We start from the raw sequence: 21,119 nt of genomic DNA on the forward strand, positions 1-21,119 counted from the left end.
GTGGATTGATATGTTTACCGGCATTATTGAAGCAGTGGGCGAAATTGTCGCCGCAGAGCCTCGCGGTGGTGATATTCGCCTGCGAGTAAAGAGTAACGGTCTTGATCTAGGCGATGTGGCATTGGGTGACTCAATTGCCACTAATGGTGTTTGTTTAACCGTTATTGATTTGCCGGGTGACGGCTATTGGGCTGATGTTTCGGTGGAAACCATCGATAACACCACCGTTGCTAGTTGGCAGGTAGGGCAGGCCGTTAACTTGGAAAAGGCGCTCACACCGCAAACACGACTAGGTGGTCATATTGTCAGCGGCCATGTTGACGGTGTTGGCGAGGTGATCAGTCGCCACAGTGACGCCCGCTCTGAGCGTTTTCGCTTGCGTGCACCCGATAACCTAGCCAAGTACATTGCCCACAAGGGCTCGATTACTGTCGATGGCACCAGCCTGACAGTTAATGCTGTACAAGGCGCTGAATTTGAATTGAACATTGTGCCTCATACCCTTGATAAAACGGTGATGGGGCAATACCGCAGCGGTAGCAAAATCAATTTGGAAGTTGATGTCATTGCCCGCTATTTAGAGCGTTTACTGCAAGGAGAGCAGGCCGCGCACGCCGAAGGCAGTTCTGATCTGTCGATGGCGTTTTTGCAAGAGCACGGCTTTGCCGGCCGCAAATAACTGTCGTAACACACTGTCCTAGCACAAGCGTACGGCCTCCTAAAGATAGAGAGTGAATTATGCAACTCAACACCGTAGAAGAACTGATTGACGATATTCGTCAGGGTAAAATGGTTATCCTGATGGATGATGAGGATCGCGAAAATGAAGGCGATCTAATTATTGCGGCCGAGCAGGTGCGCGCCGAAGACATTAACTTTATGGCCACCCATGCTCGCGGCTTGATTTGCTTAACTTTAACCGAAGACCGTTGTGGTCAATTGGATTTACCGTTAATGGTGAGTGACAATCGCGCTGCCCACTCTACTAATTTCACGGTATCTATCGAAGCCGCTGAGGGTGTAAGTACCGGTATTTCTGCTGCGGACCGTGCGCGTACCGTGCGTGCTGCAGTTGCTCGCGATGCTCAGCCTAAAGATATTGTGCAGCCCGGCCATATTTTCCCATTGAAGGCTGAGGCTGGTGGGGTATTGAGCCGTGCAGGTCACACCGAAGCAGGCTGTGATTTAGCGCGCCTTGCTGGTTTTGAGCCGGCCGCTGCCATCGTTGAAATTATGAACGAAGACGGCACCATGGCCCGTCGTGCAGATTTGGAAAAGTTTGCTCAATTACATGATCTTAAAATTGGCACCATTGCCGATATGATCCAGTACCGCACACTTAACGAAAAAACCGTAGAGTGTGTTAATGAGCGCAATGTAAGCACCGAGTTTGGTGAGTTTAGCTTGCGCACTTATCTCGATAAGCCTCGCCAGGAAAAACACTTTGCTTTGGTGAAAGGCGATATCCAAAATGAAGAATCCGTATTGGTGCGTGTTCACAATAGTGATACTGCGCGTGATGTTTTGGGTATTTTGCGTGAAAGCGATAAAACTTATAAGCCTTGGAGTTTTCAGCGTGCTTTGCAGAAGGTTTCTGAAGAGGGCAGTGGCGTGGTGATCTTATTGTGTCACAACGAAACTACTGACGACATTGAAGAGAGCATCGATTGGATGATCTCTGGCAAGCAGCAGCGCCCTAGTCAAGATATGGTTTATAAAAGCGTAGGTACTGGCTCCCAGATTTTACAAGATTTGGGTGTGCGTAAAATGCGTTTGATGAGTGCGCCGTTTAAATTTAGCGCACTATCTGGCTTCCAGTTGGAAGTTGAAGAATATTTAAGTTGTAAATAAATTTTAGTCAGCTCTACAAATTAGAGACGAAGGAATTTCATTATGAGTATTAAAACCATCGAAGGTCAGTTCACCAACTGCCAGGGTAAATATGCACTGATCGTAAGTCGCTGGAACAGCTTTGTAGTAGAGGCATTAAAAGACGGCGCTTTGGATACTTTGCGTCGCCATGGCATTAGTGAAGATCAAATCACCATCGTGTACGCACCGGGTGCTTTTGAGTTTCCTCTTGTTGCTCAGCGCCTGGCCGCTAAAGGCGAGTTCGATGCCATTATCGCACTGGGTGCGGTAATCCGCGGTGGTACTCCACACTTCGATTACGTCGCTGGTGAATGTACTAAAGGTTTGGCGCAAGTTGGCCTTAACAGCGATACTGTAGTTACCTTTGGTGTATTGACCGTTGATTCCATTGAGCAAGCAATTGAGCGCTCTGGTACCAAGGCCGGTAATAAAGGTGAAGAAGCTGCGACCACAGCTCTAGAGATGGTTTCTCTACTGAACAATTTGTAAATGTGAATAAGCGTGGCTGCCAGCTGGTCACGCGCTCTTTGAGATAGGTAATACGATGTCTGTAACTCCCGCAACTCGTCGCAAGGCGAGGCATTATGCAATGCAAGCTCTGTATCAATGGCAAATGGCCGGCGCAAGCTTGAATGTAATCGAAGCTGAATTTCACGCTGACAATGACATGACTCATGTTGATGTTGAGTACTTCCGTGAAATATTGCACAGCGTTCCTCAGCAATATAGTGGTTTAAGGGAGAGCTTTGAACCACATTTGCAAGATCGCAGCCTGGAAGAGCTGGACCCTATCACCAACGCATTATTGTTGATGGCTTGCTTCGAACTAAAACATCGTATCGATGTACCCTATAAGGTAGTTATCAACGAGGCTGTATCGTTGGCGAAAAAATTTGGCGCCACCGATAGCCACAAATTTATTAATGCGGTGCTGGATAAAATGGCTGAGACAGATCGTGCCATTGAAGTGAAGGCAAGCAATAAGCGCAAATAGCGAAGATACCTATGAACGAGTTCGATTTAATCAAACGCTACTTCCAAAACGGTGGTTTAACGCCCCCGGTAGCGGATGGTATCGAACTTGGAATAGGTGATGACTGTGCTTTGCTTTACCCTTCAGCTGATCGCCTACTAGCGGTGTCCATGGATACCTTAGTGGCTGATGTGCATTTCCCTGCACAAGCTGACCCTGCCTTAATTGGTGAGCGCGCCCTGCGAGTGAATCTAAGTGATTTAGCGGCTTGCGGGGCAAAACCTCGCTGGTTTACTTTGGCATTAACCCTGCCTGATATGGATAAGGGTTGGCTCGCTGGATTTTCACAGGGTCTTTTGCGTGTTGCTCGTGAATACGATGTCCATTTAGTAGGTGGCGATACTACTAAAGGGCCTTTGAGTATCACGGTTCAGGTTCATGGTGAAGTAGAGCCAAAACTGGCTTTGCGTCGCGATGGTGCTTCTGCCGCGGAGCTGGTTTATGTGAGTGGCACCTTGGGCGATGCCGCTGCGGCAGTAAAAAGCTTTAGTGGTGAGCTGAGTACCGATGAGCAATCCTTGCAACACTTTTTGAATCGCTATTATCACCCCGTGCCAAGGGTTCAAGAGGCTCAAACGCTTGCTCCAATGTTATCTGCCGCGGTAGATATTTCCGATGGTCTGCTGGCTGACCTTGGGCATATTTGTGAGCGTAGTGATATTGGTGCTTTGGTCGATCTTGATAGATTGCCTTTGTCTACGGCATTGATTAAAAGCTTCGATGAGCAAAGCGCTGTGCAGCTGGCCGCCAGTGGTGGTGATGACTATGAGTTATGTATGCTGGTGCCGCAAACTGTACAGCAGCAATTTGAAGACTCTGCAGCGGCTTTAGGCTTGCAAGTAAGCTTGGTCGGTCATACCACTAATCAGCACCAAGGTGTAAAGGCGCTGTTTCGTGGCGCACCAGCAGAGCTTGAATCAATAGGCTACCAGCATTTCTAATGAGCACTGTAAATCTGAGTTTTAAAGATCTAATTCGCGACCCCCGTTTACTTCTAGCCTTTGGCTTTGGCTCTGGCTTATCGCCCAAGGCTCCGGGCACTTTTGGCACTATTGCGGCCTTGCCCTTTGTGTTCTTATTACAAGCAAGCTCAATCTATACATACCTTGCTGTCTTGTTGATTGGCTTTGTGGTTGGTGTTTATCTTTGTGAGCACGCCTCTAAAGTCATGGGGGTGCATGATCACGGCGGTATTGTTTGGGATGAATTTATTGGAATGTGGTTAGCTATGCTGGCCGTGCCGCTCGGTTGGCAATGGTTGCTGGCCGGCTTTGTACTATTTCGAATTTTCGATATTGCTAAACCTTGGCCTATTGGCTGGCTGGATAAAAAAGTCAGCGGCGGTTTTGGCATTATGATTGATGATGTTTTAGCAGGCCTCTATGCTCTGCTGATTCTGCAGTTGGCGGCATTTTATTTGCGTTAATTGCTAGGGCTCTTGTTGCCCGCTTTGATGAGGAATTGTTGTGACTATCCGCTATATTGAGTCTTGCAAATTACCAACCCCTTGGGGCATTTTCTCCATGCATGGTTTTGAAGACACGGCTAATGATAAAGAGCATGTTGTCTTGAGCATGGGTGATATTGAAGGTGATGAGCCGGTATTGGCTCGTATACACTCTGAGTGTCTGACTGGCGATGGGCTTTTTAGTTTGCGCTGTGACTGTGGTGCACAACTACAAGCCGCGATGCATCGAGTAGCCCAAGAAGGCCGTGGTGTGATTTTCTATTTGCGCCAAGAAGGTCGTGGTATTGGTTTGTTGAATAAAATCAAAGCCTATAATTTGCAAGACAAAGGCGCCGATACTGTAGAGGCCAATGAGGCCTTAGGCTTTGGTGCCGATATGCGCGACTACTCTATTTTGCGCGAAATGCTCGATCATCTTAATATTCACGCTCTAAAACTGATGACCAATAACCCTCGTAAAGTAAAAGCTCTCAATGAGCTAGGGGTAAATGTGGTAGAGCGAATTCCTCACGAAACCGGTCGCAACCCCCATAATGCGAAGTACCTTGAAACTAAGAAGGGTAAGCTGGGGCACTTGCTTGAGGGTGAGGGTGAGGCCTAAGTTGCCACGGTAGTAGAGAATAACAGCAGTGGAAGTGATTGATTGAAGACTGTTTTTGAAAAGAATTAAAATCGTTTATTTCTTGCTGGGTGTTATCTTTGCTCGGGATTTGAGCTAGGACCAAATGGCCCTAGTTCAATCGCCACTAACTAGACTTATTTCTTAGGAATCGGAAAGCCTCTCAAGCGCATTAGTGCTTCAATATTGGCTTCACGTCCGCGGAACTTCACGTAGGCCTCAGCGGGTGGCACAGCATCGCGTACGCTGAATAGATGGTCTACTAACTTCTTAGCCATGCCTTTATCGTAAAAACCACCTGGCGCATTAGCAAACGCTTCGGCGGCATCGGCGGTAAGTACCTCGGCCCATAAATAACCATAGTAGCTCGCGGCATATCCTTCGCTGCTAAAAATGTGGCTAAAGTGTGGGGTGCGGTGACGCATTACGATGGCGCTTGGCATGTTCATCGCTGCCAAGGTTTCACGCTCGAACTTATCCGGATCAATATTGCTTGGGTCGGTACTGTGCAACTTCATATCAATAAGTGCCGAAGCCAAGTATTCAGTAGTCGCAAAGCCTTCGTTAAACGAGGCCGCTTTTTTGATCTTGGCGATTAACTCCGCTGGCATTGGTTTGCCGGTTTTGTGGTGGCGCAGATAGTTGTCGATAACTTCGTCTGTGCTCAGCCAGTGTTCCAATAATTGTGATTGGAATTCAGTGTAGTCACGCACGCCTCGGTTTTGAGAGGGGTAGGCAACATTGGAAGACAAAAAGTGTAGTGCATGGCCAAACTCATGGAAGTAAGTTTCGGCATCATCCCAAGAGATCAGTACAGCTTTGCCTGGCTCACCTTTTACAAAGTTTGAGTTATTTGAGGACAGTACATTGGTCTTGCCTTCAAAAGTCGTGTGGCTGCGATAGCTGGTGGCCCAAGCACCAGAGCGTTTGCCTTTGCGAGCGAAAGGATCTAGGTACCACAAACCAATATGATTGCCAGTGGTTTTGTCGGTCACTTCCCAAACTTTTACATCCGGATGAAATACCGGCACGCTGCCTTCTGCTACTCGGGTGAACTTATAGTTAAACAATCTTTCGGCAACATAGAACATTGCCTCGCGCAACTTTCCAAGCTGGAGGTATTGTTTAACTTCATCAGAATTTAAATCGTATTTGGCTTTACGCACTTTTTCGGCGTAATAGCGATAATCCCAGGGTTCTATTTTTTCTACACCATCGGTTTTGGCAATTTCCAGCATGTCGGCAATTTCTTGGTCGACACGGGCGATAGCGGCAGGCCAAACTGACTCCATTAGCTTCATGGCGTTTTCAGGTTTTGCAGCCATACGCGATTCAAGTTGCCAGGAGGCGTAGTTCTTATAGCCTAGAAGGCCTACTCGCTCATGACGTAGCTTAAGGATCTCGGCAATGATGGCATTGTTATCGTGCTCGCCGCCATTGTCGCCACGGCTGTAGTAATTGGTCCATACCTGCTTGCGTAGCTCGCGGTCGTCGGCATAAGTTAAAAATGGCGACATAGAAGAGCGAGTATTACTGACTGCGTACTGTCCTTCCTTACCTTTAGACTTGGCGGCGGCAGCAGCGGCGCCAAGATAAGATTCCGGCAGGCCTGCGCTTTGTTTTTTGCTGAAAAAGGTCACATAGCCTTCTTCATCGGCCAATACATTATTGGAAAACTGGTTTTGCAGTTGTGATAAGCGTTGGTTGATCTCGGCGTAGCGCTTAGCTTCCTTGCCGTTTAACTCTGCACCTGAGCGCTTAAAACCTAGGTAAGTCTTTTCTAATAGGCGCTGCTGATCTGGACGCAAAGTCTTCATTTCTTTGCCTTCATAAACCGCTTTAATGCGGGCAAAGAGCTTTTTGTTCTGGGTGATCTTGCTGTAAAAAGCCGACAGTTTGGGGCTCATTTCAGAGCGAATTTCGCGAAACTCTGGGCTCGACATATTCGAGCTCCAGATGCCCCAGTAAGCGTAGACTCGATCTAAATCCTTACCGGCAGCCTCGTAAGCCTCAAGAGTATTGGCAAAGGTAGGCGGCTCTGGATTGTTGGCGATAGCTTCGATCTCCGCCAAATTGTTGGCCATGCCGTGCTCTAATGCAGGTTTAAGCTCTTCTAGCTTCACTTTGTCAAAAGCAGGGACCCCTTCGTATGGGCCGGTCCATTTGGCGAATACCTGATTGTTACTCAGAGTATTGTCTTGTTTGGCATGTGCCGCAGGCATTAAGCCTAATGCCACACTGGATATGACTAAAGGGAGTACTTTTAAGCCTTTCATAATCGCTCTCATTTGCTTTGTTTATAGAGGGCCAGGTATGACTGAAGCTAACAGTCTTAGCAAGGTATATACATAACGAAAAAGTCTCTCTATGGCTCAATTCTCAAGCGGACGGTACAGGGCTTTCTAACGTATAATTCACGCAGATTAACTCTAAGGGGCTCTTAGTGCAGGCTTTACTATGGATGCTGGCGTCACTGGCATCATTTTGTCTTTTGGCGCTTGGTGCGCGTGAATTAAGCGGTGAGGTGCCGGTCTTTCAGACCCTGTTCTTTAGAAGTTTAATCGGCGCTATTTTGCTGTTTGCTCTGTTGGCATTTAATCGACAGCTCGCTGCTTTAAAGACCGAGCGGATTGCCTTGCATGGCGTGCGCAGTGTTTTTCATTTTGGGGCCCAGTATGGTTGGTTTGTCGGTATAGCCTTGTTGCCGTTGGCTGAGGTATTTGCTTTAGAATTTACTGCGCCACTTTGGACGGCTTTGTTGGCCGCATTGTTTTTAGGTGAAAAGTTAACGCTGCAACGTATTCTGGCCTTGTTGGCGGGTTTGCTTGGGGTGTTTATTATCGTGAGGCCGGGTTCAGAGATTTATAATCCCGCAGCTCTAGTAGTGTTGGCGGCGGCAATTGGCTTTGCGGTATCCTTTGTGAGCACAAAGGCCTTAACCAGAACCGACTCGCCATTGCTGATCTTGTTTTATATGTGCCTAATGCAAATGCCATTGGGCCTGCTGCTGGCGTTGCCGCAATGGCAGTCGATTAGTTTAGAGCAGGGACTGATTATATTTTTAATCAGTATTGCTGCTCTTAGTGCTCATTACTGTTTGAATCAAGCGTTAAAGCTGGCCGATGTCACTTTGATCGTGACTTTAGATTTTCTAAGACTGCCCTTGATTGCTTTGGCAGGTGTGTATTTTTACCAAGAGCCAGTTACTTTAGCGCTCTTGCTTGGTGCTTTATGTATGTTGATTGGAAATATCATCAATGTATATCGTTTTAAAAAATGAGTGGTTTGAAACTCTCTAGCGGCTGCTTATTCAGGATATAAATTTATGCCTTATCTGATTACCTTAATCATCTTTTTAGCCTTTTTCTTTTTTATGCTACGGGGCATACAGCGGGCAGAGTCATCCTTTGGTGCGAATACAGCGGAGCTTGATGAGCAGTTGCTCGCACAGACGCGGAGTTATCGTGATGTTTTAGGTGATGTTCCGAAGGGGGCGGTTCATTGCTTGGTTTTTCTTGATGGCATTAAGGGTCTGAATATCGATAACATTGCCCGGCAGATGTCCTTGCAGGATGAGATGTTTCATAACTACCGAGCGGCAAGCGAGGGAGAGCTTAAAAAGCAGATTGTCATCCACGGGGTAAATCTTTCGCCTCGCATCAAATTAGAGATTGTGAAAAACCCAGCGTTTCAAAATGCAGAACCGGCTAGCCGCTTGGCCAGTTCTAATTACTACTGGCCTGAGGCCAGTGAAGACTTGAGCAATAGTAAGTTGGCGATGTTGTGCTACTGCGAGGAAGCGGGTAGGGCTTTAGATCAATCTATCTTTCTGTCTTTTTTACTGCAGACAGTCTTCTCTATGAAGATAAACGCGTCTGGCGCCATATGGAATCGCAGGCAAGCAATATCGGTCCAAACTATGGCAGATGAGTTTAAGATAGTTTCAAAAAGCTTGCCCTGCCACTTTTGGGTGGCTGTTGACACTTATGTTGATAAGCATGGCCAAGTTTGCGGCTTTACTGAGGGCTTGGAGGATTATGCAAAGACTGAATTTGAGGCAGTAGCGGCACCAGAGAATCCGCTAGAGTTGCGCAGGCGTTTAGAGGGCTTTACATCATATGCTCTCGATGGCTGCACTGAGATTATGAACGGCGATACCATTGGTGGCGATACACATGAAAAAGTAAAGCTTCAAAAAACGACTTCTCAGTTGGGGCGGCCAGGTTGGGTTTTTCGTATGGATTATCTCTAGGCGTTTGAAGGCAAGCGGTGTGTGTTTTGTTGTTTGATTAAATTGAATGCTTGTACCTTTTTCCATTAAGCAGTTCTCCCAAGCCCCCATATCTAACCCACTTTTGATAAGTCCAAAGGCAGGCCGCCATTGTTAGGGTGCATACTATGAGGAACTTGAGTTCCGCGATAAGTGGCAGAAAGTGGAGTGGTAAGGCAATTATCACCATTGGTATCGAGTGAAAGATAAAAATCCAGTACGCGCTATCGGAGAAGTATCGTACCCACGGTGAATACTGTTTAAATAACTTGCTGAACAACCCAAAAAAACCGCAGATAAAACAATATACAGACAAAGCCGAAAACAAGCTGAGGCCCCAGTGCCATAGGCTGTTATCGTCGGTTTTCTGACTAAAACAGGCTAGGGCTGCAAATAGAAATAGCACAGCAATTATTAGGCTGGCTATAGCATATTTTGCAAGATCTTGAAGCTGCTTGATATTGCTATAGATTATCCAGCCCAATAAGAAGCATATTCCAAAATAACTGTATACTTTCCAATTAGGAATAAAACTGACATCCGCGCTGATTCGACCAGACGGACTAAGACTACCCAGTAGCGTCAGTACCACAATACCGCTTAGCATTACTTTTGTGCCAAGCAAGCTTAGATTTGTACAGCTTTTATTTACATTCAGCACGGGTTTTATTTTTAGTGCTATTCCAGCAGTGATGACCATAAGCATTAGGTAGTACAAAAACCAAAGGTTGTGGGTGTTGTCCCACATTAACTTGCTGCTCACTAAGCTAGGATTGAATGCCCAACTGCCATCCTCCATTAATTGATAGGCGACGACTCTGAGTGTACTCATGGCCATCGCGAGTGGGGGTAAGAGGATTAGGAATGGCAATACAACACGTTGCCAGCGGTTTTTTAGCATGTAAGCACTGCCATGGCGAAAGTAAAGCAAGGCAGTAAAAAAACCAGACAATGCAAAAAACACAGGCATGCGAAAGGTATTTATGAATACCATAATGATATCCATGCTTAGTGAGCGCGCTGGGTCCCAGTAGTAGTCTAGAACATTCATATGGGTATACATCTGCGCAGCATGGAAAACGATGCCCAGAGACATCATTAGCGCTCTTAAAAAGTCTAGGCCGTGGAGCCTTTGGGTATGTGTCATCGCCTACACCAATTTAAAATCAGCGTTAACACTAACCCTTGTTTACGATCGCTTCTTACGAAACTTGAAAATTCCTAATGTATTTCAAATTTCGTAGCCGTAAACCTTTGAATCTGGTTAAAACTTGATCTGTTCTAGCCGGTAGTGCGAGATGGTTAGGGATAAAATCAGGTTTTTACCTTTATATCGGTTGGAGGGGGTACTCTGAAAAAGACTGCCAGCTTATTGCCATCTAAGTCCCTAAAGTAGGCTCCATAGAAGGATCCTGGGTTACGATCGCCTGGCTTACCTTCACAGTTTGCGCCGGCGTCTATCGCTAAATGATATATCTTGTCTACTGTTTGTACGCTGTCTGCTTGCAAGGCCAGCATGGTGCCATTGCCGTTACTTGCAGGCTCTCCATCATAAGGTTTGCTAATCGCTAATTTAGCACCGCCGCCGTAAAATTCCCAGAAGATGACCTGTTCTGATTGATAGATCTTTTTGGCATGCAGTTCTGGTAGCCAACTACTATAAAAGGCATCGGCATTGGAGAGGTTGTTGCTTCCTAGCGTGGTGTGAGAAATCATTATTTTTAAACCAATTGTTATAGTAGGGCGCAATGCCCCGATAGTTCTGCTGCATTACTAATGGCCCTATAAATGGGCCACGCATTTAATTTCCAGTTGAAGTTCGGCTAATACAAGCGCTGTAACTCCAATCAGTGTTTGGCAAACGGCAGGCTCTCCACCATAGGCTTTTGCTCGTTCGGCGAAAATCGATTTTGCTTGAGCCATGGTGTTGTTCATGTCGGTAACATACATGGTTTCGTCAACAATATTGTCCATGCTGGCTCCAAACTCGGAAAGCACGGCGGTAATGTTTTCATAGGCTAATCGAGTTTGATCTACAATATCAGCGCCGGCTTTACCTTGCTGATCGACTCCTACCTGGCCTGAAAGATACAATACATTGTCTACTTTAATGGCTTGGGCATAGATGTTTTTGTATGGGCCTGAACGAAGTTGTTGCTTTTCTATAGTCAAAATAATGCCTTTTAATTTATTGTGATTATTCAGTTGTCTATTTATCTATGGTCGATGCTTTTTTTGAAAGTTAGCCGGTGATTCACCCGTCCAGCGAATAAAGGCGCGACGAAAATTGGATATATCGTTGAAGCCTACCAGGCTGGCAATAGTATCAATCGAGAAATTTGAGTTTCTCAAATAGTCTTCGGCGAGCTGGCGTTTAACTTCATCGGATATCTTTTGGAATGAGCTGCCTTCTTCTTGTAAACGTCGTCGGAAGGTTCGTGGGCTCATATGGAACTTTTCGGCCATGGCCTCTAGCTTAGGAAAACCACTGTTTTCGGCAACCAGCATGCGCCTCACGCTGCTGCTTAAATCGGCATTATCATCCAGCCTTGCTAGTAATTTATCGCACTGCTGTTGATAAATTTTAAGCATAGATGGGTTGGCGAATTCGGGTTTTTCCTGCAGCAAGCTATTAGGTAGCTTGATGGCATTGCGCTTCTGATCAAAGTTTATTGAACAGTTAAATATCTTGCGGTATTCGTCACCATGCGCCGGCTCTGGATAAGCAAAATACAACTCCATGGGCAAGCTGTCGCGGTGCAATAACTGTTTTACTGCGGTAACAATACCTGCTGAAAATATCTCTTCATCAAAATTGGGGTTCATTAGATCTGGCCCCAAGTTTTTGTGCTCTATCACGATGTGATCGTCGACTTCTTCTAAGGTCAACATGGCGGAGCTCATCAGCAATCGATAGTACTTCATCAGTAGATCAAGTGCCGAGATAAGGTCGTTACAGCTCATCAAGGCATAGCCCAAAACGCCATGCGAGGTTAGGGTAAGCCGTCGGCCGAAGTTTAAGCCCAGAGCTGGGTCATCACTCAGTCTTGTGGCTAGCTGCAGTAATTGGCGCAGTTGTTGGTCACTAATGCTGGCATCGGGTTGATCTAAGTACTCGCTAGTTAGTCCTACCGTGGCCAATACCGAGTCGGCCGGCTGCCCGTAGTCCTTGAGCATCTCGCTCAATATCGCAACATAACTGGCTGGAAATCGTGGGTTTGCCATATGGCCTAGGTCCTTGTTGATTTTCTGTTGGCCTCTTATGACCAAAAATATGGCATAAGATCACCTTGAGAAGCAAGTGTTTCAGTACGAGACTATAAAAAGAACAGAATAAAAATTAAAAGGAGCCCGTGATGGCGGTGGAATTTACAGAAGATACCCCGAATGAAGTGCGATTTTTCGAAGCAGCCAAGGATTTGCCTGGTGCTTGCGACGATATCGATCTAACACCTGAATCAGTGGATGATATTGCTGAGATATTTCAGACGCCATTAACTGGGGCCTATAACTGGGATTACAAAATCCAGGAAAATCGCATTCGTCAATTGTATGAGTTGGGTAAAAAGCTTAACTGGAATGCTGAAACCGACATTGACTGGACAAAACCCATGGTGGGCATGGATGACGAGTTGCGTGCCATGCAAAACGGCTTTGCTGGCTGGGGGCCTTTTGAGGCGCTAAGTGAGCGCCAGAAGCTAGAGTTTTATGATCACAGTGATGCCTGGACCCTCTCGCAGTTTTTACACGGTGAACAAGGCGCGCTACTGGTTGCATCACAGCTGGTATCTTGCGCACCTACCTATGCCGCCAAACTCTATGCTGGTTCTCAGACCTTCGATGAAGCCCGTCATGTAGAAGTGTTTAATAAGTACATCCAGAAGAAGTTCGGCCTGATGTATCCAGTAAACAGCTCACTGAAAAGTATCTTGGATAAAATTCTTACTGATCATCGTTGGGATTTGAAATTTATCGGTATGCAGGTAGTGATTGAGGGCCTGGCTTTGTCGGCCTTTAACACCATGCATGAGCTGGCCACAGAAGACAGCTTGATCAAAGATATCTTAGGTTACGTAATACGTGACGAAGCCCGCCATGTTGCCTTTGGTATTCACTACCTTGAAGAGTTTGTGAAGTCTCTGAGTGAAGAGGAGCGTGAAGAGCGTGCGGAGTTTGCCTATCAAGCTTGTGTGGTTAGCCGCGAGCGTCTAGTGCCTACCGATGTGTTTGAATTCTATGGCTGGGATGTAGAAGAGGCGCGTCAGATATTCTTGGAATCTTCGGGTACGGCTAAATTCCGTAATCACTTATTCTCACGTGTTGTTCCTAACCTTCGCCGAATTGGCTTGCTGACCGATAAGATTCGTCCGAAGTTCGAAGCTCTAGGTGTGTTGGAGTATGAAAACCTAGTGGATGACGGAGAGATTGATTGGGCGGAAATGAGTAAGCCTTTGAAGGCTGGCTAGATTTTTTAAAAAGGGTCAGAACCGATCGGTTCTGACCCTGATTATAGCTGATATCCAGAAGTTCTTTTGAAATTACTTTTTTGCTTTCAGCATTGTTTTTAAATAGCGGCCAGTGTGAGAAGCCTTCACCTTGCTTACTTCTTCAGGTGTGCCAGTCGCAATGATTTGGCCTCCACCACTACCACCTTCAGGTCCAAGGTCGACAATCCAATCTGCTGTCTTAATCACATCTAAGTTATGCTCAATCACAACGACGGTGTTGCCATGATCGCGCAGGCGGTGCAAAACGGTTAGCAACTGCTGAATATCGTGAAAGTGCAAGCCCGTGGTAGGTTCATCCAGAATATACAGTGTTCTACCTGTGTCGCGTTTTGAAAGCTCTCGCGATAATTTTACGCGCTGTGCTTCACCGCCAGACAGGGTGGTGGCGGCTTGGCCTAGGCAAATATAGGTAAGGCCAACATCCATTAACGTTTGTAGCTTTTTTGCTACCGCTGGGATCGCATCGAAAAACTCACGTGCATCTTCAACGGTCATTTCCAATACTTCGTGGATATTCTTGCCTTTGTACTTAACCTCTAAGGTTTCGCGATTGTAGCGTTTACCTTTGCAGCTATCGCAAGGTACGTAAACATCGGGTAGGAAGTGCATTTCTACCTTTACAACGCCATCGCCCTGACAAGCTTCACAGCGACCACCTTTTACATTAAAGCTAAATCTGCCAGGCTTGTAACCGCGTGAGCGAGCCTCTTGGGTGCCTGCAAATAATTCACGAATGGGTGTGAAGATGCCCGTGTAAGTCGCTGGGTTAGAGCGCGGTGTACGGCCAATAGGGCTTTGGTCAATATCGACACATTTATCGAAAAGATCTAAGCCTTCAACACGATCATGAGCGGCTGCCTTTAATGTGGTTGCGCCATTAAGCTCTGTTGCGGCTAATGGATACAGTGTGGCGTTAATAAGAGTAGATTTTCCTGAACCAGAAACACCGGTTACGCACGTCATCAAACCAAAAGGAATTTCTAAGTCTACATCTTGCAAGTTATTGCTATTGGCGCCAAATAGCTTAAGCCACTTGTCGTCTTGAGTTGGGTTGCGCTCAGCTGGTATGGCAATAGACTTTTTACCGGATAAATACTGCCCGGTTAAAGAGGCCTTGCTGCGCATGATTTTTTTCATGTCGCCTTGGGCAATTACTTCGCCACCGTGCACGCCGGCGCCAGGCCCAATATCGATAACATGGTCGGCTTGGCGAATGGCGTCCTCATCATGTTCTACAACAATAACCGTGTTGCCGATATCGCGAAGATGAGTAAGAGTGGCCAATAGGCGATCATTATCCCGTTGGTGCAAGCCAATGGAAGGCTCGTCGAGAATATACATAACGCCAACAAGGCCGGCGCCAATTTGGCTGGCTAGGCGAATTCGTTGGGCTTCGCCGCCCGATAAGGTTTCCGCGCTACGGTTAAGGCTTAAATAGTTTAAGCCTACATCCACTAGAAAGCGGAAGCGATCCTGTAGCTCTTTTAAAATTTTCTCAGCAATTTCAGCTTTAGCGCCTTTGAATTTTAATTGACTAAAATATTCAAAAGCTTCACCCACGGGAAGAGTTGTGAGTTCTGGTAAGGTTTTGTTATCCACAAATACATGGCGAGCATCACGGCGTAAACGGGTACCGTCACATTCCGGGCAATGCTGGGTAGATAAATATTTTGCTAGCTCTTCACGCACCGAGTTCGATTCGGTATCTCGATAGCGGCGCTCCATATTGGGTAGTACGCCCTCGAAAGCATGACGGCGCTGATGCAGATCACCGCGATCGTTTACATAGCTAAAGTCAATTTCAGTTCGACCTGAACCATTGAGAATAACCTGGCGATCCTTTTTGCGGAGCTTTTTCCAGGGAGTGTCAACATCAAAGCCATAATGCTCGGCCAATGAGTTGAGCATGTGGAAGTAGTAGACGTTGCGTTTGTCCCAGCCGCGAATAGCGCCGGTCGATAAAGAAGCGTCATCAAACTGTACGACCTTCTCTTCGTCAAAATACTGTTTAACCCCTAAACCATCGCAGCTAGGGCAGGCGCCGGCAGGGTTGTTAAAAGAAAACAGGCGAGGTTCTAATTCGGTTAGGGAGTAATCGCACACGGGGCAGGCATGCTTTGCTGAAAACATGCGGTCTTCTTTGTCGCCATCCATATAGTTTAATAGCAACAAACCTTCGCTTAGATTCAGCGCGGTTTCAATAGACTCTGAGATGCGCAGCTGCAAATCATCACGCACTTTAAAGCGATCAACGACAACTTCGATGGTGTGCTTCTTTTTCTTGTCTAGCTTTGGGGTGTCGTCAAGGTCGACGACCAGCCCATCAATACGCGCACGGACATAGCCTTCACGGCGCAGCTGCTCAAAAGTGTGTAGGTGCTCACCTTTACGGTCTCTCACCACTGGAGCAAGCAACATCAATTTGGTGCCTTCTTCGTGATCCAGCACTTGGTCAACCATTTCACTAATGGTTTGAGCGGCTAAAGGCTCATCGTGAATAGGGCAGCGAGGCTCGCCCACGCGGGCATAGAGGAGCCTTAGATAATCGTAGATCTCAGTAATGGTACCCACAGTCGAGCGTGGATTGTGAGATGTCGACTTCTGTTCGATTGAGATGGCGGGGCTTAAGCCTTCGACATGATCGACATCGGGCTTTTCCATCATCGACAGGAACTGGCGAGCGTAGGTAGAGAGTGACTCCACGTAGCGGCGCTGCCCTTCTGCATAGAGGGTGTCAAAGGCCAGGGAAGATTTGCCTGAGCCGGATAAACCGGTAATGACAATAAGCTTATCGCGAGGAATATCTAAATCGATGTTCTTCAGATTGTGGGTGCGTGCGCCCCTAACGTGTATGGTATCCAATGCCTTTACCAGTTCTTAGCTTAGAAAACAGCCGGTAAGTATAATGCGAAAAAGCTGGATAAATAAACAGGTATTTTGAATTGTATAGCGAATGGCGTGGTTTGCTGATGAGGGGGCTCCATGCCGCCCTCGTTAGCAAACACCTAGGAGGAGTCGATTTAATTCTCTGGGATGTGTACTCGTGCCCAGTTGCAGGCTTCTAGGCGGTTTTTAACGCCGATTTTTTTGTACACATTATAGAGGTGGCTTTTAACCGTATGCTCACTGACGAACAACATATTGGCAATGTTGGCGTTAGTGGCGCCTTCGCGAATCAAGGTGAGAATCTGGCGCTCACGCTTGGTTAGCTTCTCTGCAATCGGGTTGAAGACTGGTGGCCTGCGGCTCTGCAAGAAATGATGCAGTAGGCGGCGTGGCAGCCAGTATTCACCGCTTAAGAGCTGATTAAGGCCCTGTAGCAGCAACTCTTGGCTACTGGTGGTGTGGAATAGACCATGAACACATGGCCAAGCGAGTAGATCCTCATGCTCGCTATGTGGGGTTACGTTAAATAGCGCGATAATTGGCGCGTCGTCGCAATCCTGGCAATCATGCAGCCACTTGGCGAGATCCTCTCGGCGGTGATGTTGGCAATCAACCAGAGCAAAAGTCGTATTAAGCTGAGCAAAGGTGGAAAGCTCCACGATTGGGCACTCAATATTGAGTTCATGACTGATTAAATGGGCCAGCAGAGACGTTTGCAAGCTGCTTTGATGGGAAACCAAGGCCACTGATGGCTGGCTGGTTTCAACGGGGGTATTAGCCTTTGGCTGCATAATGCATTCCTGTGCGATAGATCAAAAGTAACTGTTTACATGAGGTTACGGTTCGCTTTTTATAGATTATGATCTGCCCCTCAAATCCTAAATCGGAGCATTAGGGCTATTCTTGTTATATATCGGAGCCAGTTAGGTCTTTAGAATTGGAAGTGATTAGATATAACAGAAAGTTATCTAATACTTCGTTTACTACTTCCTAGAGCTTAATACTCTGATCTAAGTCACATTACTGAGATCCGATGGGTCAAGAATAAGTGGCCCTAATGATAGCTGCAATAAAAAGAACCCATGCTTTCCCAAAATTCAGTAATAAGTATGGTTCTGCTTTTGGGAATTCGCCAGAAACCTGGTTTAGTTGATTGGTTTTTCTGATCAGGGCATGTAATTTCGCATGAGTTAGCCTGTGGCACCTAAAGTTTCTTTCATACTTGGCTGGGGCGAAGGCTATTTCTTCTGGCTGTATTCGTCTGGTATAAGCTCAGTCCAATAGCTGTAAGGTCAACAATATATTTCATTAGCCGCTGCTGTTAAAATTGGCAATTTGCTCTGGAATCCGCATTTATGGCCGTTGCGACAGAAATGTCGGCGTTTGAACGCCGATCAGTTCTATTTCTAACGCTTTTATATACCTTCCGGATGTTGGGCTTGTTTATGGTTCTGCCTTTACTGGCAGTTGCTGGCGAGCAGTACTCCGGGGCGACGCCCATGTTAATGGGCTTGGCTTTGGGAGTTTATGGGCTCACTCAAGCCATGTTTCAAATTCCCTTTGGGATGGGCTCTGACAAGTGGGGTAGAAAACCACTGATTGCCTTTGGGCTTATGCTCTTTGCTGCTGGCAGTCTTCTAGCGGCTTTCAGTGACTCCATTTGGGGTTTGATTGCAGGGCGAGCACTCCAGGGATCAGGTGCAATAGCTGCTGTGATTATGGCTTTGGTGGGCGACGTTACTGCCGAGCGCAATCGCAGTAAGGCTATGGCTTCCATTGGCGCCGCTATTGGAGTGGCGTTTGCAGTCTCGTTGGTATTGGGGCCTGTTTTGGCGGCTATGGGTGGTCTGCAGCTGTTGTTCCTGGTGACCGCCTTATTAGCATTTATTGGTTTGTTGGTTCTATATTTTGGCATTCCTCAGCCGCCTCGCATGAAAAGCTCCCCTGCGGTACCTTTGCTTCAATTACTAAAGAATCCTGCCTTGCTGCGCCTCAGTGCCGCGATCTTCGTACTTCATTTTGCCTTAATGGCTTTATTTGTCGTCGTTCCAGGGTTATTACTGGCTCAGTTAGATTTAGCCGTTATAGATCATTGGAAAGTGTACCTACCCGTAATGCTGCTGGCCTTCACCGCGATGGTGCCTGCGATCATTTGGGCAGAAAGATCCAAAGCGCACTTGAAGGTACTGCGCCTGGCCGCTGGCGCCCTATTATTGGCTGGGGCTTTGTTTCTTTTGGCAGGCTCCGGCGTTCTGGCTTTAGGGCTATTGGCTGGTTTACTGTTGTTTTTTATCGGTTTTAATGTGTTTGAAGCGAGCTTGCCCTCGCTGCTTACACGTTTATTGAGTATGGAGCAGCGTGGCGCCGCTTCAGGTGTCTATTCCAGCGCCCAGTTTATTGGCACCTTCCTGGGCGGGTTGATGGGCGGGGTTTTGCTGCAGTATTTGGGTAGTTCGGCCGTCATCTCATTGCTGCTGTTGTTGGCGCTGTTGATTGGGGCTGTAATATGGCGTTTACCGCAGTTGCCGGAGTTTGAAACCTTGTTTGTCGATGTTCACCCTCAGAGGGTAAGCGAGGCGCATAGTCTATTGGTGCAATTGCCTGGTGTTATCGAGGTGGCCTTAAGTGAGGCAGGTATTGCCAGTGTGCGCATCGATGATAAGGACTTTGATGAGCAGCAATTAATTGCCCTTAAATTGGATGCTCCAAATCAAGCTTAAATGGGATAGAATAGTAGTTTGGGCAAGCAAAATGATTAATTGGCCCGTGACGAGAATTTAGGAGAGAAAAATGGCCCGAGGCATAAACAAAGTCATCATTGTAGGTAATTGTGGTCAAGACCCTGAAACCAAATACCTGCCATCGGGTAGTGCGGTAACTAACATCAGCGTAGCGACAAGTGACTCCTGGACCGATAAGCAGAGCGGCCAGAAGCAAGAACGCACAGAATGGCATCGCATTGTGTTTTTCAACCGTTTGGCAGAGATTGCTGGCGAGTATTTGCGTAAGGGCTCTCAGGTTTATGTTGAAGGCCGCTTACAAACCCGCAAGTGGCAGGATCAGTCTGGTCAAGATCGCTATACCACCGAGATCGTTGCTAACGAAATGCAAATGCTAGGTGGCCGCCAAGGCGGTATGGATCAAGGTTATGCGCCACAAGGTGGTGGTATGCCTCAGCAGCAGCCGCAGCAAGCTTATCAACAGCAGGGTGGATATCAGCAGCAAGCTCCACAAGCGGCGGCCCCTCAGCAGCAGGCGCCAATGTCACCACCTCCTGCACAACAGCAGCAGGCCGCCCCAGCACCACAGCCAGCGCCTCAGCCTCAAGGTTTTGATAATAGCTTTGATGATGACATTCCATTCTAGCTCGTACTTAACGAATGCTAAAAAGGCTCGCAATGCGGGCCTTTTTTATTTCTGATGTTTTCTTATGGAATTTAGTTTTCGCCTGCCATTACGAGTTCGGCTAATTAGTGTTCCTGCACTGAGCTTGTTATGATCCATAACGTTGTGAGTATGTTTGTGTAGGTAGTTATTTCCGTGGCCCAAAAAATCATCCTTAGTTGCGATCAGTCGATATTCGCTCAGCACTTAATTGAAGCGCTTCAGCTTGAGCCTTTCTCTTTGAAATGCCTGCCGCAAGGTGTTCTTGCTGCCGAGGATTCAGAGCAAAAGCTGCTAGAGTTCTTGCGCGAAGAGGGGGCTGATTTACTTATCAATACGCTGGCCTACTCAGTCGGGGACGATCCTGAGCGTAGGGCTCTGCTGGTAAGCGCCAGTGAAGATATGGCTTCGGCCGCTAAGAGCCTGAGCATTCCTATTATTCAGCTATCAACCCATGAAGTCTTTGGTGGTGAAAATTTAACCGTATATCGTGAAGATGATCATCCGTCTCCTTTGACGGCTTTGGGGCAGGCTCTCTGGGATGCCGAGCGCAAAGTTGAATTGCAGTGTGAGCAATACATTGTTTATCGTTTAAGTTGGTTAATATGCCACCATGGCGATAGTGTCTTTACCCGTTTGTTGGATTTAATGCTGGATAAAGACAAGGTTGCCGTTAGCGCAGAGCGTCGAGCCTCTCCGACATTTATAGATGATGCCTGCCGTGTTTTGGTGGCTATGATCAAGCAAATATTCTCTGGTGCTCAAAACTGGGGAATCTATCACTATGCCAGCTCAGATCCTTGCGATGAAAAGGAGTTTGCTGAGTATCTAAGTGACATCGTAAGCTCTTTAGGGCATCAAACTGGGCAGCTCACCGATGATTCAAGTGATGTACAGTATCCTAGCGCCGTATTGGGCTGCATAAGTACTCGTGATGATTTTGGTGTTCAGCAGCGATCTTGGCGTTTACGTCTTGAATCAAGAGTAAAAGCTTATATCGATAGCCACAAAGTCAACTAATGTAAGTCGCCAATGTCGCTTGATAAATCACGTCTAGCGATTTGGCCAATTGTGCACTT

At 46.9% G+C, this 21,119-nt stretch carries 20 protein-coding genes; 13 read left to right on the forward strand and 7 right to left on the reverse strand.

The genetic code is table 11. The features are described from left to right. Window positions 1-10 precede the first annotated feature (10 nt). From Q1A08_RS07155 to ribA, 7 genes are read left to right on the forward strand one after another with little or no spacing between them, the layout of a single operon-like run. Entirely contained in the window at window positions 11-679 is a 669-nt protein-coding gene (locus Q1A08_RS07155) for a riboflavin synthase (RefSeq protein WP_299771304.1), read from the forward strand. A 59-nt stretch (window positions 680-738) separates the two neighbouring features. Then, entirely contained in the window at window positions 739-1,851 is a 1,113-nt protein-coding gene (gene ribBA / locus Q1A08_RS07160; protein WP_299771306.1) for a bifunctional 3,4-dihydroxy-2-butanone-4-phosphate synthase/GTP cyclohydrolase II, read from the forward strand. Window positions 1,852-1,893: 42 nt separating this feature from the next. Next, window positions 1,894-2,361, forward strand: coding sequence for a 6,7-dimethyl-8-ribityllumazine synthase (gene ribE / locus Q1A08_RS07165; protein ID WP_299771308.1), 468 nt, complete (start codon window positions 1,894-1,896; stop codon window positions 2,359-2,361). 55 nt (window positions 2,362-2,416) lie between these two features. Further along, window positions 2,417-2,866 (forward strand): transcription antitermination factor NusB, encoded by a 450-nt coding sequence (gene nusB / locus Q1A08_RS07170; protein ID WP_299771310.1) that lies wholly within the window; start codon window positions 2,417-2,419, stop codon window positions 2,864-2,866. Between the two features lie 11 nt (window positions 2,867-2,877). Further along, window positions 2,878-3,846: a thiamine-phosphate kinase gene (gene thiL / locus Q1A08_RS07175; RefSeq protein ID WP_299771312.1), complete on the forward strand. Its 969-nt coding sequence runs from the start codon at window positions 2,878-2,880 to the stop codon at window positions 3,844-3,846. Beyond that, window positions 3,846-4,331 carry a phosphatidylglycerophosphatase A gene (locus Q1A08_RS07180; RefSeq protein WP_299771314.1) on the forward strand — a complete coding sequence of 162 codons (486 nt, stop codon included), beginning with the start codon at window positions 3,846-3,848 and terminating at the stop codon, window positions 4,329-4,331. Before thiL ends, Q1A08_RS07180 begins: the two co-directional genes overlap by 1 nt. A gap of 40 nt (window positions 4,332-4,371) precedes the next feature. Beyond that, on the forward strand, window positions 4,372-4,974 hold the full coding sequence (gene ribA, locus Q1A08_RS07185; protein WP_299771316.1) for a GTP cyclohydrolase II: 603 nt from the start codon (window positions 4,372-4,374) through the stop codon (window positions 4,972-4,974). Window positions 4,975-5,129: 155 nt separating this feature from the next. On the opposite strand, the gene Q1A08_RS07190 is transcribed toward ribA, so the two are convergent. Further along, a complete protein-coding gene (locus Q1A08_RS07190; RefSeq protein WP_299771318.1) occupies window positions 5,130-7,268 on the reverse strand; it encodes a M3 family metallopeptidase in 2,139 nt (712 codons plus the stop codon). A 167-nt stretch (window positions 7,269-7,435) separates the two neighbouring features. On the opposite strand from Q1A08_RS07190, the gene Q1A08_RS07195 reads away from it, so the two are divergent. Continuing rightward, window positions 7,436-8,272 carry a DMT family transporter gene (locus Q1A08_RS07195; protein ID WP_299771319.1) on the forward strand — a complete coding sequence of 279 codons (837 nt, stop codon included), beginning with the start codon at window positions 7,436-7,438 and terminating at the stop codon, window positions 8,270-8,272. A 45-nt stretch (window positions 8,273-8,317) separates the two neighbouring features. Continuing rightward, a complete protein-coding gene (locus Q1A08_RS07200; RefSeq protein WP_299771321.1) occupies window positions 8,318-9,244 on the forward strand; it encodes a DUF4261 domain-containing protein in 927 nt (308 codons plus the stop codon). 37 nt (window positions 9,245-9,281) lie between these two features. On the opposite strand, the gene Q1A08_RS07205 is transcribed toward Q1A08_RS07200, so the two are convergent. The 4 genes from Q1A08_RS07205 to Q1A08_RS07220 form a co-directional block, all read right to left on the reverse strand. Further along, entirely contained in the window at window positions 9,282-10,409 is a 1,128-nt protein-coding gene (locus Q1A08_RS07205; RefSeq protein WP_299771323.1) for an acyltransferase family protein, read from the reverse strand. Between the two features lie 167 nt (window positions 10,410-10,576). Beyond that, a complete protein-coding gene (locus Q1A08_RS07210; protein WP_299771325.1) occupies window positions 10,577-10,978 on the reverse strand; it encodes a VOC family protein in 402 nt (133 codons plus the stop codon). A 66-nt stretch (window positions 10,979-11,044) separates the two neighbouring features. After that, complete coding sequence (locus Q1A08_RS07215) at window positions 11,045-11,434, reverse strand: Rid family hydrolase (protein WP_299771327.1); 390 nt, start codon at window positions 11,432-11,434, stop codon at window positions 11,045-11,047. Window positions 11,435-11,479: 45 nt separating this feature from the next. Continuing rightward, the gene (locus Q1A08_RS07220) at window positions 11,480-12,487 is read right to left on the reverse strand and encodes an AraC family transcriptional regulator (protein ID WP_299771329.1); all 1,008 of its coding nucleotides are present in this window, start codon (window positions 12,485-12,487) and stop codon (window positions 11,480-11,482) included. A gap of 131 nt (window positions 12,488-12,618) precedes the next feature. Between Q1A08_RS07220 and Q1A08_RS07225 the strand changes: the two genes are divergently transcribed. Beyond that, window positions 12,619-13,728 carry a ferritin-like domain-containing protein gene (locus tag Q1A08_RS07225; protein WP_299771331.1) on the forward strand — a complete coding sequence of 370 codons (1,110 nt, stop codon included), beginning with the start codon at window positions 12,619-12,621 and terminating at the stop codon, window positions 13,726-13,728. Between the two features lie 72 nt (window positions 13,729-13,800). On the opposite strand, the gene uvrA is transcribed toward Q1A08_RS07225, so the two are convergent. Beyond that, window positions 13,801-16,632, reverse strand: coding sequence for an excinuclease ABC subunit UvrA (gene uvrA / locus Q1A08_RS07230; RefSeq protein WP_299771333.1), 2,832 nt, complete (start codon window positions 16,630-16,632; stop codon window positions 13,801-13,803). Window positions 16,633-16,790: 158 nt separating this feature from the next. Next, on the reverse strand, window positions 16,791-17,447 hold the full coding sequence (locus Q1A08_RS07235) for a LuxR C-terminal-related transcriptional regulator (protein WP_299771335.1): 657 nt from the start codon (window positions 17,445-17,447) through the stop codon (window positions 16,791-16,793). A gap of 564 nt (window positions 17,448-18,011) precedes the next feature. Here Q1A08_RS07235 and Q1A08_RS07240 point away from each other — a divergent pair. The 3 genes from Q1A08_RS07240 (at window position 18,012) to Q1A08_RS07250 (ending at window position 21,060) form a co-directional block, all read left to right on the forward strand. Further along, window positions 18,012-19,376 (forward strand): MFS transporter, encoded by a 1,365-nt coding sequence (locus tag Q1A08_RS07240; protein ID WP_299771337.1) that lies wholly within the window; start codon window positions 18,012-18,014, stop codon window positions 19,374-19,376. Between the two features lie 70 nt (window positions 19,377-19,446). Beyond that, complete coding sequence (gene ssb, locus Q1A08_RS07245; RefSeq protein WP_299771339.1) at window positions 19,447-20,022, forward strand: single-stranded DNA-binding protein; 576 nt, start codon at window positions 19,447-19,449, stop codon at window positions 20,020-20,022. Between the two features lie 174 nt (window positions 20,023-20,196). Then, the gene (locus tag Q1A08_RS07250) at window positions 20,197-21,060 is read left to right on the forward strand and encodes a sugar nucleotide-binding protein (RefSeq protein WP_299771341.1); all 864 of its coding nucleotides are present in this window, start codon (window positions 20,197-20,199) and stop codon (window positions 21,058-21,060) included. Window positions 21,061-21,119 lie beyond the last annotated feature (59 nt).

This window comes from uncultured Pseudoteredinibacter sp., assembly GCF_947500695.1.
Lineage (GTDB): Bacteria > Pseudomonadota > Gammaproteobacteria > Pseudomonadales > Cellvibrionaceae > Pseudoteredinibacter.